11 protein-coding genes are annotated in these 13444 nt (G+C 46.2%); 4 read left to right on the forward strand and 7 right to left on the reverse strand.

What is annotated here, in order from left to right:
• Positions 1–129 precede the first annotated feature (129 nt).
• The 7 genes from ACZ5ZC_RS14525 to ACZ5ZC_RS14555 all read right to left on the reverse strand — a co-directional run bounded on the left by ACZ5ZC_RS14525 (position 130) and on the right by ACZ5ZC_RS14555 (position 8906).
• Positions 130–1926, reverse strand: a complete 1797-nt coding sequence (locus ACZ5ZC_RS14525) for an aminopeptidase P family protein (protein WP_464932023.1) — start codon at positions 1924–1926, stop codon at positions 130–132.
• Entirely contained in the window at positions 1926–2918 is a 993-nt protein-coding gene (locus ACZ5ZC_RS14530) for an ABC transporter ATP-binding protein (protein ID WP_158173840.1), read from the reverse strand. The genes ACZ5ZC_RS14525 and ACZ5ZC_RS14530 overlap by 1 nt, the downstream gene beginning before the upstream one ends.
• Positions 2919–2927: 9 nt before the next feature.
• Positions 2928–3911 carry an ABC transporter ATP-binding protein gene (locus ACZ5ZC_RS14535; RefSeq protein WP_464932024.1) on the reverse strand — a complete coding sequence of 328 codons (984 nt, stop codon included), beginning with the start codon at positions 3909–3911 and terminating at the stop codon, positions 2928–2930.
• A 10-nt stretch (positions 3912–3921) separates the two neighbouring features.
• Entirely contained in the window at positions 3922–4854 is a 933-nt protein-coding gene (locus ACZ5ZC_RS14540; RefSeq protein ID WP_005377839.1) for an ABC transporter permease subunit, read from the reverse strand.
• 9 nt (positions 4855–4863) lie between these two features.
• Positions 4864–5784, reverse strand: coding sequence for an oligopeptide ABC transporter permease OppB (oppB, locus tag ACZ5ZC_RS14545; RefSeq protein ID WP_005377838.1), 921 nt, complete (start codon positions 5782–5784; stop codon positions 4864–4866).
• 144 nt (positions 5785–5928) lie between these two features.
• Positions 5929–7539: a peptide ABC transporter substrate-binding protein gene (locus tag ACZ5ZC_RS14550; RefSeq protein ID WP_464932025.1), complete on the reverse strand. Its 1611-nt coding sequence runs from the start codon at positions 7537–7539 to the stop codon at positions 5929–5931.
• Positions 7540–7799: 260 nt separating this feature from the next.
• Positions 7800–8906, reverse strand: a complete 1107-nt coding sequence (locus ACZ5ZC_RS14555; RefSeq protein WP_464932026.1) for a M20/M25/M40 family metallo-hydrolase — start codon at positions 8904–8906, stop codon at positions 7800–7802.
• A 539-nt stretch (positions 8907–9445) separates the two neighbouring features.
• On the opposite strand from ACZ5ZC_RS14555, the gene hppD reads away from it, so the two are divergent.
• From hppD to maiA, 4 genes are read left to right on the forward strand one after another with little or no spacing between them, the layout of a single operon-like run.
• A complete protein-coding gene (gene hppD, locus ACZ5ZC_RS14560) occupies positions 9446–10519 on the forward strand; it encodes a 4-hydroxyphenylpyruvate dioxygenase (RefSeq protein ID WP_005377835.1) in 1074 nt (357 codons plus the stop codon).
• Positions 10512–11642: a homogentisate 1,2-dioxygenase gene (locus ACZ5ZC_RS14565; RefSeq protein WP_031780345.1), complete on the forward strand. Its 1131-nt coding sequence runs from the start codon at positions 10512–10514 to the stop codon at positions 11640–11642. Before hppD ends, ACZ5ZC_RS14565 begins: the two co-directional genes overlap by 8 nt.
• 9 nt (positions 11643–11651) lie before the next feature.
• Complete coding sequence (locus tag ACZ5ZC_RS14570; RefSeq protein ID WP_170902090.1) at positions 11652–12689, forward strand: fumarylacetoacetate hydrolase family protein; 1038 nt, start codon at positions 11652–11654, stop codon at positions 12687–12689.
• Positions 12690–12710: 21 nt separating this feature from the next.
• Positions 12711–13379 carry a maleylacetoacetate isomerase gene (maiA, locus tag ACZ5ZC_RS14575; RefSeq protein ID WP_065646798.1) on the forward strand — a complete coding sequence of 223 codons (669 nt, stop codon included), beginning with the start codon at positions 12711–12713 and terminating at the stop codon, positions 13377–13379.
• Positions 13380–13444: the final 65 nt, after the last annotated feature.

Below are 13444 nucleotides of genomic sequence, written 5' to 3' on the forward strand. Positions count from 1 at the left end.
GGAGCGCCTCGCTAACATCGCGGGGCGTTTTTGTTTTTACGCCGTTATCTCTATAAAAAAACCAGCCCGAAGGCTGGCAAACAAGGAGTTTGAGATGAAAATGAAAACGTTATAAAACTGGCTTATATCCTATTTCTCAATAAGTTGGGTTGTGCTTTGCAGCCAGTTTTTATCTTGCGCATCAAGAAAAGGGCTAAGCGCCTGATAGACACGTGAATGGTAATGATTGAGCCAGTCTAGCTCTGCTTGATCTAGCATTGATAAATCAAGGGCGTTGGTCGCAATTGGAGCAAGAGTGATGGTCTCAAAACCGTAGAACGTGCCGAACTCATTTTGTTCTACTTCTACAACTTTAAGAATGTTCTCTATTCTTACCCCGTACTCACCTTCGCGATAAACGCCTGGTTCATTAGTAATGACCATACCTGGTTTTAGCTCAACCTCGCGGTGGCTTTGCGAGAAATTTTGTGGGCCTTCGTGAACATTCAAGCAAATGCCCACGCCGTGTCCAGTGCCGCACTTGTAATCAATACCATGTTGCCATAAGACGCCACGCGCCATGATATCAAGATTGGCACCCGTAGAGCCTTTCATGAATCGAGTCTGAGTCAGTCGGATGACCGCTTTGAGCACCAAGGTATAATCTTTGCGCTGCTTAATGGTCGGTGACCCGAAGTGGAAAGTACGGGTGATGTCTGTTGTCCCGCCAAGGTATTGACCACCAGAATCGACGAGAAAGAAGTTGCTTTCATTGACTACTGCATTGCTTTCTTCATCGGCGGCATAATGCATTTTTGCCCCGTGAGCTGCGAAGCCTGCAATAGTGCGGAAACTGTCACTTACATAATGTCGGGTTTGGCGGCGATAGTGATTCAGTTGTGCCTCAGCAGATAATTCTGTAACGAGTCCGCTTGGAACTTGCTCTTCTAGCCAGTTCATAAACCTTACGATTGCCACACCATCGTCTGTTAATGCTTGTTCTAGGCTAGTTAGCTCGGTCGCATTTTTTATGGCCTTCATTGCCGTTACAGGGCAAGCCATTGGCTTTAGATTCACATTCCGTTCAATCGAACTCACCAATAAGCTATCTGTGTGGGTCGGGCTAAAAGCGAGCGATAATCCCTCACATTGCTGATTCAAATACTGACTTACGTAGTTGTAATGGCGAATGTGTACACTCTGCTCGGTCAACGACTTTTCAACGTCTTGAGGCAGTTTGGCTTTATCAATAAACAGTGTCGCAAGTGATTGCTCTACGATTAGATAGGCTTCAGAAACTGGGCAGTAATTCGTATCACCACCTCGAATATTCATTGTCCACATGACATCATCTAGCGTTGACACTAATAAGCTATCTACTTGGTTCTCGGTTAACCAAGACCGGATTCTCGCTAACTTATTTTCTGTGTCAACGCCAGCAAAAGCGGTGGGATGCTCGAATACGGGTGCACTTGGGCGAGGTGGTCTTTCAAGCCAAATCGGTGCGAGTAAATCCAGGTCGAGAATGATCTTAATGTTTTTCGCTTCAAAGGCTTGTTTGAGGCCTTGATAATAAGCGTAACTGATGGCGCGCCCGTCAACCGCGATAATACTGTTTTCAGGGAGCGTGGTAGCTAGCCATTTGGCAATTGTCGGCGTTTCTGGTTGTTTGGCTTTAAACAGTTCAAGTCCTGTGCCGTGTAACTGTTCTTCAGCTTGAATATAGTAACGACCATCAGTCCACAGGCCACCACCTTGTTGGGTAATGACGACATCGCCTGCTGAGCCGGTAAAACCTGAAATCCAGCTTCGCGCTAACCAATGATCCGCTGAGTATTCACTGTTATGTGGGTCATTGTTGGTTACGATATATGCAGACACGTTGTGAAAGGACATTGCCTCACGCAATAACGTAAGGCGTTGGTTTACTGAGTTAGTATTGTTCATTAAATGGTTCCTAAAGTCATATTTGAGCAATAGATATGATGCTGCTCCGAGCCTGTTTTTATTGGGTTCTGTTGCCCGCATACTTCTGTGGCTTCTGGGCATCGAGTACGAAAAACGCAACCGCTCGGTGGGTTAAGTGGAGAAGGAAGATCGCCGGGCAATAGTTGTATTTCACGGTCACGTGCTAATTGCGGATTAGCTATCGGGACAGCAGATAACAGTGCTTTGGTGTAGGGGTGTTGAGCATCATCAAATACTTGATCGTAACGTCCTACTTCCATAGGTTTACCAAGATACATCACCATAACGCGGTCGCTGATATGGCGCACCACGCTTAAGTCGTGCGCAATCATCACCAGTGTTAACCCCATTTCTTGTTTAAGATCGTCTAGAAGATTGATGACCTGAGCTTGTATGGATACATCTAGCGCACTAACAGGTTCATCACACACGACCAAATCTGGATTGAGAATTAACGCTCTTGCAATGCCCACACGCTGGCATTGACCTCCGGAAAATTCATGTGGATAGCGGTTTCGCTGGCTCGCCAAGAGACCCACTTTATCCATCATAGCGATGACACGCTTTTCTACCTCTGCCCGTTTAAGTTGTGGCTCGTGGGTGAGCAGTGGTTCGGCGATGCATTCTGAGATGGTTAATCTCGGATTCAAACAAGCGGATGGGTCTTGAAACACCATCTGAAATTCTCTGCGTCGAGAGGAAAGCTCTTTTTTACTAAACCCGAGCATGTCTTGACCTTTCCAAGTCAACTCGCCATGTGTAGGTTCAATTAAGCGAAGTAAGGCGCGTGCAAGCGTTGATTTTCCGCAGCCTGATTCCCCCACAATGCCAAGTGTCTCACCTCGATAAACATCTAAGTCGATACCATTGACCGCTTTCACGATTTTACGTCGACTTGGAATAAGGTGACGCGACACAGGAAAGTGGACGTTTAAATCACGAGCAGACATGAGGACTTCTTTTTTATTCATAACGCCTCCTTAAGCTTTTATTTGAATAGGAGTGATAACACTGGGTGCGTTAACGTGACAGGCAATGGACTGGCTCGTGTTTAATGGAGAAAACCGTGGGGTTTCGTATTGGCAACGCGTCTCTCGATGCTCGCACCGCTCTCTAAACGGACACTCTTGATGGTTAATCAACGCACTTGGTGGGTTACCTGGGATGGTCGGTAAACGTGGCATATCTTCAGTGATAGAAGGAATCGCCTTTAGCAGGCCTTGAGTATAGGGGTGAGCAGGTTGAGCGAACAATGTCTCGGTATCTGATTGCTCCATTCTTTGACCACCATACATGACCAATACGCGATCACACATCTCGGCGACGACGCCCATATCGTGAGTGATCAGTAAAATTGCCGTATTGAACTCTTGTTGCAAGTCTCGTAATAGCGTCAAAATTTGAGCCTGAACGGTTACATCTAACGCGGTGGTTGGTTCGTCTGCAATTAACAACTCGGGCTTACACAACAAGGCCATCGCTATCATGATTCGCTGACGCATTCCGCCAGATAATTCGTGAGGGTATTGGTTCATCCGAGTTTCGGGAGAGGGAATACGCACCGCATCTAACATGTGAATCGATTCAATTTTTGCTTGTTTTCGGGTCATTCCTTTATGAATCATAAGAACTTCACAAAGCTGTTTGCCAATTTTCATAAATGGGTTGAGTGACGTCATCGGATCTTGAAAGATCATTCCGATTTTCTCTGCTCGGATGCGGTTGATCTGTTTTTTCGACATCGCGAGTAAATCATCATCGTGGAACATCGCGCTGCCAGACACAGCGCCGTTATCCGCGGTTAACCCCATTAACGCGAAGACAGACTGGCTTTTTCCCGAACCTGACTCTCCAACAATTCCAAGAGTTTCGCCTGCTTTAATCGAGTAGGAGAGATTACTGACCGCTTGCACTTGCCCATCTGGCGTATCGAAGCGCACGTTCATGTTTTCAATAGATAGCATGGGTTTGTCCTTATCGGTCTTTCGGGTCAAGAGCATCACGCAAGCCATCACCGATGAAGTTAAAACAAAAGAGGGTGGCAACTAAAAACAGAGAGGGAAAAAGCAGCATCCACAATGCAACGTCAATCGTTTTTGCGCCTTCGGAAATCAGGATCCCCCAGCTTGTATCCGGTGGTTGAACACCAAGCCCTAAGAAGCTTAAAAACGATTCGAACATAATGAATCCAGGCACCATTAGGGAGGAATAAACCATCACGATACCAAGCACATTAGGCAGAACATGGCGTCGGACAATTGTCAATTTAGAAACCCCAATAGAGTGTGCGGCTTCGATGAATTCTCGCTTTTTGAGACCGAAGGTGACACCACGTACAACACGGGCAATGCCCAGCCAAGATACCATTCCGATCACGATAAAAATCAGGTAGATGTTGTTGCCAAAAAGGGTAACAAACAGGATAACCATAAACATAAATGGCACCGAATCGAGCACCTCAATAATGCGCATCATTACGCTATCGACAACGCCGCCAAGATAGCCGGAAATACTTCCCCAAATCGTACCAATAACAACGGCGACTAAGGCGCCAACAAAACCTACCAAAATAGAGAGCCTGCCGCCTTGCATCGTGCGAGCAAAGACATCTTGCCCGAGATCATCGGTACCAAAGTAATGACCACTGCTCAGTGAAGGTTTTCCTAGCTCGTATGGATCGATGAGCACTTCCCAGTCAATTTCATCATGGCCAAAAGCGGCAAGAGAGGGGCCGAAAGTGATGCATAAGGTAATGAACGCCAAAACATACACTGATGTCATCGCGGCTCTGTTTTTACGAAATCGAGTCCATGCATCCTGCCAAAGACTGCGACCTTCGACGGCTTCAATATTGTCGACGACTTGATCTTGAAGAGCTTGTGTATCCAGTTTTTTGATCGTTAACATGCCGGACTCCTAAACGCGTATACGAGGGTCGATAATCGTATATAGCAAGTCGACCACAAGGTTAAAGAAGATAGTGAGTGAAGCGACAATCAGAGTAATGCCCATTACTAGGCCGTAGTCGCGGTTGAGAGCTCCAGACACAAAGTGTTGTCCCATGCCACCTGTACCAAAGAAAATGTCGATAATCACCGAGCCTGTCACGACAGACACAAACGCAGGGCCGAGCATCGCAACGACGGGAATCAAGGATGGTCGCAAAGCGTGATGGAATAAAATGTAGGTTGTGGACAAACCTTTGGCTTTTGCCGTTCGAATGTATGGTTGGTTGAGCGTTTCAATCATTGCGCCACGCATGACGCGTGCAATACTCGCAATGGAGCCAATCGCCAGGCTGAGCACGGGAAGAACAAGAAAAGCCAGCTTTCCTCCTTCCCAACCACCAGCAGGGAACCAGCCGAGCTGAATAGCGAAGATCATGACTAAAACTGGAGCAAGCACGAAAGCCGGAACCACAACTCCAGTCATCGAAAGTGTCATCAGGCCGTAATCTAGGCGGCTATTTCGGTTCAATGCCGCAATGGTGCCAAGCAACATGCCAAGTGGAACGGAAATACAAAAGGAGAGTACGCCTAATACTGCTGAAACTGGCCATGATTGTGCGACGAGCTGTGTAACACTGAAGTCTTGATAAACGAAGCTCGGACCGAGATCTCCTTGTATGAAATTACCAATGTAAATCCAAAACTGAGTAAGGAAGGGCTGGTCCAAATGGAATTTTGCTTCGATATTCGCACGTACCACTTCTGGCATAGGCCGTTCCATATCAAATGGCCCCCCTGGTGCAATGTGCATCAGCCAAAATGATACGAGTGCGATGAATAGAAGCGTGGGGATAGCGATAGCTAATCGCTTAACAATGTACCAAATCATGATCCATCATCCTTTGGTCATCCGAAATCACTTCGAACGGTTATGAATAAAAAATGGTCTGAGCTCAGGTTGCCTTCTCCACCGAGAGATATGAGGAACGACAAGTAAACATTGAACTTGCCGACTCAGACCGAAAACATGCTTTTAGTGGGCTTTTACATAGACATTCTTGCGGTAGTACGACGACTCAGGGTTTGTCAGTTCGTAGCCGCCCACGTAAGGCTTGATGAGGTATTGATCGTTACCCGGACGATAAATAGGAATAATGGCCATGTCTTCAATCAGCATGCTTTCTGCTTGTAGATACAGTTCTGATGGATTGCTCATGGTCTTTGATCGAGCCATTAACTCGTCGTATTGCGGGTTGTTGTAACGAGAGTCGTTGTACTCGCCATTAGAAACAAAGATATCTAACCATGTAGAGGCTTCATTGTAGTCGGCCGTCCAGCCGCCGCGAGTAATGTCGGTCGGCTCTTTAAGTGCGTAGAACACTTTCGGTTCTAGCTGTTTTATTGTGACTTGCGCACCCAAACGGCTTTTCCACATACCTGCCATGGTCGTTGCCATTTTTACGTCCATCGAGAAAGTTGGTACGGTAAACGTCAACTTAAGCGGATTGCTTTTATCGTATCCAGCTTCTGACAGTAATTGCTGCGCTTTTTCGATACGTTTATGACGGTTCCAAGTTGCGAACTCAGGAGTGTGAGATTTAAAACCATCTGTTTGAGGTGGCACAAGGGTATACATTGGAACCCCACCGTTTCTCAAGATAGCACTCGTTAACAGTTGACGGTCAATGGCATATGAGAGGGCTTTACGGACCCGCACGTCTTTTGTTGGTCCTTGTTGAGTGTTGAGGTAATAGAATGTGGAGCCAAGAGACGCACTGGTGCTTGCCACTTCTTGTGGGCGTTGTTGAATTAACTTTTTCTTCTGAGCGGCAGGAATTGAAACCGCTTGGTCTATCTCACCGGCTAGGTAGCGGTTTAGCACTACGTTTGCATCACCAATTGGTAGCCAGGTGACTTTTTCCAGCACTACATTGCTTGCGTCCCAGTAATGTGGGTTTTTAACCATCACCATTTTTTCGTTAACTTTCCATTCAGAGACAGTAAACGCACCATTTGTAACGATATGCTCAGGCTGGGTCCAGCGGTTGCCATGTTTTTCTACGGTCGCTTTATGAACGGGTGCAAGCACGGGATGACTTAATAGTTTCGTAAAGAAGGGAATCGGCTCTTCGAGTGTTACCTGGAACGTTTTTTCATCCAGCGCCTTCACGCCCAAGGACTCAGGATCGGATTCGCCCTTCATAATGGCTTGCGAGTTTTCGATATTTGGAATGGCGGCAAACCAAGCGTACGGTGAAGCAGTGCTCGGATTCAGTAAGCGTTGCCAGCTGTAGACAAAATCTTGCGCAGTGACCGTTTCGCCATTTGACCATTTTGCATCACGTAAGTGGAAGGTATAAACCGTATTGTTGTCATTGACTGACCAAGACTCAGCAACACCAGGAATGGTTTTACCTTGCTTATCTTGAATGACCAGACCTTCAAACAGGTCTCGACCGAGATTAAAAGCGGGCTCTGCGGCTTGCTTGGCTGGGTCAATAGAAGTAACTTCAGCCCCATTGTTTAGCGTAATTTCTTGTGTCTCATCGAGGGTCACACCTGCGGGATACGGCGCGGCATAGCTTGATGTTGCCAGTATTGGACTCATCATCGACGCTAACAAAAGCAACTTAGGTAATTTCATCCTTGTCTCACTCTTTTCATCCTGAAAGATGCTAGAAATGTATATTGTATAAATTGTCCACACAATCGAGTTTTAACAATGTTGTAACAGGGTGCCAAATGTTGGGCTATTTGGTCTCAAAAAGTGAGCTGGGGGATTGATATGGAGCCGGCACTAAGTCCGCATTACGGGGTAGGCTTTGTTTCGCGCAAATAAAAAATCCCCTTCAAGCGCGCGCTAAAAGGGGAGGGTAGTTCGTCTGTTCTTCAAAGGGTACGACGTTAACTGACTAGGAAATGTTTTACGAACTCAGTGATTTTGACCATATCACTTACCGCGATAAACTCTTCTGTCGTGTGTACTTTTGCCATGCCAGTTGAAAGATTGACCGTTGTGAGACCTTTCTTGTTAAAGTTGTTAGCATCGCTACCGCCGCCAGTGCCTTTTGTGAAAGCCTCAATTCCCAACTCTGCAAACGCCGCTTTTATAGCGCTAACGTGTGGGTGGTTTTCTTCAATAACAAATGCATCGTAGGCTCGGCTAGATTCAATGTCGACTTCTGCACCGTGTTTTTCACAGACAGACTCTAATGTTGAGATCATATGATTGACCTGAGCATCTAGTTTATTGCCATTCAGGGAGCGTGCTTCTGCCACGATTTTTAATTCAGGCATGACAATGTTTGTGGCCTGACCGCCATTCACTACACCGATGTTGGCTGTCGTTTCTTCGTCGATGCGAAGCAGCTTCATTTGGTTGATGGCATTTGCCGCCACCATGATCGCACTGATGCCTTCTTCTGGCGCAAGCCCTGCATGTGCTGGTCGACCTTTGATTGTTGCCACGATTTTTTGCTGGCCTGGGGCTGCGGTCACAATAGTGCCAATAGGACCACCCGTATCTAACACGATTGCTTCCGTTGAAGTGACGTGTGACATATCGAAGTATTGTGAACCGAATAAACCGCCTTCTTCATACACGGTGAAAGCAAGTTCTAACGTTTTGTGCTCACGGTTTTCCGCTTGAATACAACGAACGGCTTCCATAATGGCAGCAATACCAGATTTATCATCGCCACCAAGAATCGTATTGCCTTTTGAACGGATAATGCCGTCTTCGATGATTGGCTCAATGCCAATACCTGGAGTGACCGTATCCATATGACAGCTCATTAGGATAGAGCCGTCTTTTTTGCCGTCTAAACGGGCGTACACGTTAAAACCGTTAGAAATGTGCTCAGGCACTGGAAGCTTGTGCACGGTAAAGCCTAGCTCGCCTAGCTGTTCTGCCAGTGTTTCTGCAATTTGTTTTTCGTTTTTTGATTCGCTGTCGATACGTACTAGTTGGCAAAAGTGTTCAACTAGGCGTTCTTGATTGATGTGTGTCATTAGATGTCTCTTTTTCTGTTCGAGCGTGAAGCACTGTGGCTAGGGCTCGATAGGGAACAGAGCACCACTTATGGCACAGTTACTTTTGAATAAAACTGAGGTGAATCAATAAAGGGGTATCCATGACACGATTCTGACCGATGAGTCTTTCGAACTGTATGAAGCGTCACGAAACATTACTTTTGATGTTTTGCAGGATCAAATGAATAAATCGGATAGAGATAGGGTGCAATAGACTTTCCATCCCCTTTTACTTTTTGAGCTACGTTGCCAAGATAAAATGCCAAGGTAACAACTTGTTTACATTTTGTGTGTTGGCGTAAAGCCGAAAATATCAATCTAATATATTGAAAATAAGTAGTTTGTTTGATGTTTACGAAAGTGGGTTCGATGTGCCCACTGTGTGTAACATATATTTTACAATTGTGCGTAAAAATCGCCAAGGTAAAGATTTCTCCCCACGTATTCCAATTTCTCAAGACCTGCGCCAAGTTAGAAAAATAAGTCCAAACAAAAGCTACTGAGACAAGGAGAAAGTCATGGTTGATGCATATAACCCACTAGGAACAGACGGATTTGAGTTTGTTGAATATACCGCTGCTGACAACAAAGGCATTCAACAGCTTAAAGATCTGTTTATATCGTTAGGTTTTGCGGAAATTGCAAAGCATCGCTCAAAAGAAGCGTGGTTATATCGACAAGGTGACATTAGCTTTATTGTGAATGCGCAGCCGCATAGCCAAGCTGAGGGATTCGCCAAAGTCCACGGTCCGTCGGTTTGTGGCATGGCATTTCGAGTGAAAGACGCGACCGTTGCTCTGGCGCATGCGTTAGAGAATGGCGGTAAAGAATATAAAACGGAAATTGGGCCGATGGAGCTAAGCATTCCTGCTATTTATGGCATCGGTGAAAGCTTGCTTTATTTTGTCGATCGTTATGGAAAGCAGAGTATTTATGATGTCGATTTTCGTTTTTATGATGATGCTGATGAGCGTTTATCAAAAGCGAATGTTGGTCTTTACGAAATCGACCACTTAACGCACAACGTTAAGCAAGGCAACATGGATGTCTGGTCTGGTTTCTATGAGCGCATTGGTAACTTCCGCGAAATTCGTTATTTCGATATCGAAGGTAAGCTGACTGGTCTTGTCAGCCGTGCGATGACCGCACCTTGCGGCAAAATCCGAATTCCTATCAATGAGTCGTCAGATGATAAATCACAGATTGAAGAGTTTATCCGTGAATACAATGGCGAAGGTATTCAACACATCGCATTGACCACTGACGACATCTACGAAACGGTCAAAACCTTGCGTGAGCGAGGCATGGACTTTATGCCAACGCCAGATACTTATTACGAGAAAGTCGATCAGCGTGTTGAAGGCCACGGTGAAGATGTAAGCAAGCTTCGTGATTTGCAGATTCTTATTGATGGTGCGCCAACGAAAGATGGCATCTTGCTACAAATCTTTACTCAAACCGTTATCGGCCCTGTGTTCTTCGAAATCATCCAACGTAAAGGCAATGAAGGCTTTGGCGAGGGTAACTTCAAAGCGTTGTTTGAATCGATAGAAGAAGACCAAATTCGCCGAGGAGTATTGAGCGATGCATAAATGGATCACATTCCCTCACCGGGAGGGAGTGTGCTCTAAACAAGCGCATGCTGACTTCCCGGAAGAGGCAATTTATGAACGTGAGGCAGGTCGAAGTGGTTTTTTTGGCCCCGCAACACATTTTCATCATCAACATGCCCCAACGGGATGGTCTGAGTGGGAGGGCGAGCTACGTCCACGAGCGTTCGATTTTAATCTAGTCGAGAAAGCCAGCCATATTACCCCTTGGGCAGTCCCGCATCTATTACACAACGCGAATTGTAAAGTTCGTGTCTGGCGTATGGATGAAAAAATGGACTTCTTGGTGAGAAACGCGGATGGCGACGAACTGCTGTTCATCCACCAAGGAACGGCAGATCTGTATTGTGATTATGGTCATTTGAAAGTGAGTGAAGGGGATTATGTCATGATCCCGCGCTCAACGAGCTGGCGTTTAGAGCCAAGCGAGCCGATGTTCATTTTGATGATCGAAAACACCGATGCGGCCTATACATTGCCCGAAAAAGGCATGGTTGGAAACCACGCGGTGTTTGATCCAGCGGTTTTGGAAACGCCGTCGATCAACGATCAGTTCCGTGATCAATATTCTGAGAATCAAACACAGGTTCAGGTGAAACGCCACGATAAAGTCAGTGTTATCACTTACCCATTCAACCCGTTGGATGCGATTGGCTGGCATGGTGATTTGGCGGTAGTAAAAGTGAACTGGCGTGATATTCGTCCACTTATGTCACATCGTTACCACTTACCGCCTTCTGCACATACTACATTTGTAGGAGCAGGATTTGTGGTGTGCACCTTTGTTCCTCGTCCGATTGAAAGTGATCCCGGAGCGCTCAAAGTACCGTTCTATCACAACAATGACGATTATGACGAAGTCTTGTTCTACCATGCAGGTGACTTCTTTAGTCGTGACAACATTGAAGCGGGTATGGTGACATTCCATCCAGCAGGTTTTACACATGGTCCTCACCCGAAAGCTTTCAAAGCAGGGCGAGAGCATAAGAAGACTTTTACCGACGAAGTCGCGGTGATGATCGATACGCGCCACGCGCTTCAGTTCTCGGATGAACTGGAAAAAGTAGAAAACAAAGAATACGTCTATAGCTGGCAAGAGAAGTAAGAGGCAAGGATGAAATTAGCAACCAAGAAAAATGGCACTCGTGACGGTTTGTTGATGGTCGTGAGCAAAGACTTAACGCGCTGCGTACCTGCGACAGAAATTTTCCACCCAATGAATTTGGCAGCGACGATGCAGGTGGCACTTGATAACTGGGATGCGCTAGCACCGCAACTGGAAGAGCTGTACGTCGCACTGAACAACGGTACGGTCGCAGGGTATGAAGAGTTTGAAGCGCATTACTGCGAGTCGCCGCTTCCTCGCGCTTATCAGTGGGCTGATGGCAGTGCTTACGTAAACCACGTTGAGTTGGTTCGAAAAGCTCGCGGCGCTGAAATGCCTGAAAGTTTTTGGACGGATCCGTTGATGTACCAAGGAGGCTCTGATGCCTTTATTGGTCCTTGTGACAACATCGAGTTTGCCAGTGATGAATGGGGTATTGATTTCGAAGGCGAAGTTGCTGTGGTAACTGGTGACGTCCCGATGGGCGCAAGTGTTGCAGAGGCTCAGGAGTCGATTCGTTTGATCATGCTGGTGAATGATGTGTCGCTGCGTGGACTAATTCCCGCAGAATTAGCTAAAGGGTTTGGTTTTTTCCAATCTAAACCTTCCTCTGCGTTTTCTCCTGTGGCAGTAACACCTGACGAACTAGGCGATGCGTGGTACGAAAACAAAGTGCATTTACCATTGGTCTCGACATACAACCACAAGCCGTTTGGTCGCCCAAATGCGGGTATCGATATGACGTTTGATTTTGCAGACTTAATTGTTCATGCGACTAAAACGCGCCCGCTATCTGCTGGGGCGATTATTGGTTCTGGCACGGTATCTAATAAGCAAGGCACCGAACATGGCACTTCGATTGAGGAGGGTGGCGTTGGCTATTCATGTATCGCGGAAGTTCGTATGATTGAAACCATTCGTGATGGTAAACCGTCGACTAACTTCATGTCGTTTGGCGACTCAATCAAACTGGAAATGTTCGATGCGGATGGCAACAACATCTTTGGTTCGATTGACCAACAAGTTAGCCAATATCTCAAGCATTAAGAGCGCCAGTTGGGAGACGATATGAGCGATAGCATGGTTTTGTACGGATATTGGCGGTCTTCAGCGGCGTATCGTGTGCGTATTTGTTTGAATCTTAAAGAGTTATCGTATGATTCAAAATCGGTACACTTGGTGCGCAATGGTGGTGAACAACACAGTGACGAGTACCATGAGTTAAACGCTTCTGAACTGATTCCTGTGCTGGTGGATGGGGAGGTTCAGTTAACCCAGTCACTGGCCATCATTCAATACTTAGAAGAACACTATCCGGATGTCACTGTGATCCCCGAGCAAACACCACTTCGATATCAAGCACTGGCTTTGGCTCAGGATATTGCAATGGAGATTCATCCTCTGAATAACTTAAGAGTTCTACAGTATTTAGAGGGGGAGTTAGCTTGCGAGCCAGAGCGCAAAGTCGCTTGGATTCATCACTGGATCCACAAAGGTTTTGCAGCATTAGAAGAGAAACTTCAGAAGCATCGTAAACTAAATGGTGATTGTAAGTTTAGCCTGACAAGCTCGCCATCTATTGTCGATATTTGTCTGGTACCACAATTTTATAACGCACAACGCTTTGGTGTAGATACTTCTCTTTATCCAACCATTAACGCGGTTGTGCAGTCATGCAATCAACTGCCTGCTTTTATTGATGCGATGCCAGAGAATCAGCCAGACGCTAATAGTTGATTCTTAGCATCATAATGTATTAACAAAAATTTAAACGAGCCAATCCAAGTGTGTGATTGGCTCGT

The sequence above is a fragment of the Vibrio sp. JCM 18905 genome, assembly GCF_055393305.1.

What these genes read in the sequence shown, in the direction of transcription:
- ACZ5ZC_RS14570 (WP_170902090.1), top strand. Translation starts at nt 11,652, where the DNA reads ATGAAATTAGCAACCAAGAAAAATGGCACTCGTGACGGTTTGTTGATG.
- ACZ5ZC_RS14530 (WP_158173840.1), bottom strand. Translation starts at nt 2,918, where the DNA reads ATGAATAAAAAAGAAGTCCTCATGTCTGCTCGTGATTTAAACGTCCAC.
- ACZ5ZC_RS14535 (WP_464932024.1), bottom strand. Translation starts at nt 3,911, where the DNA reads ATGCTATCTATTGAAAACATGAACGTGCGCTTCGATACGCCAGATGGG.
- ACZ5ZC_RS14550 (WP_464932025.1), bottom strand. Translation starts at nt 7,539, where the DNA reads ATGAAATTACCTAAGTTGCTTTTGTTAGCGTCGATGATGAGTCCAATA.
- ACZ5ZC_RS14525 (WP_464932023.1), bottom strand. Translation starts at nt 1,926, where the DNA reads ATGAACAATACTAACTCAGTAAACCAACGCCTTACGTTATTGCGTGAG.
- maiA (WP_065646798.1), top strand. Translation starts at nt 12,711, where the DNA reads ATGAGCGATAGCATGGTTTTGTACGGATATTGGCGGTCTTCAGCGGCG.
- hppD (WP_005377835.1), top strand. Translation starts at nt 9,446, where the DNA reads ATGGTTGATGCATATAACCCACTAGGAACAGACGGATTTGAGTTTGTT.
- ACZ5ZC_RS14540 (WP_005377839.1), bottom strand. Translation starts at nt 4,854, where the DNA reads ATGTTAACGATCAAAAAACTGGATACACAAGCTCTTCAAGATCAAGTC.
- oppB (WP_005377838.1), bottom strand. Translation starts at nt 5,784, where the DNA reads ATGATTTGGTACATTGTTAAGCGATTAGCTATCGCTATCCCCACGCTT.
- ACZ5ZC_RS14565 (WP_031780345.1), top strand. Translation starts at nt 10,512, where the DNA reads ATGCATAAATGGATCACATTCCCTCACCGGGAGGGAGTGTGCTCTAAA.
- ACZ5ZC_RS14555 (WP_464932026.1), bottom strand. Translation starts at nt 8,906, where the DNA reads ATGACACACATCAATCAAGAACGCCTAGTTGAACACTTTTGCCAACTA.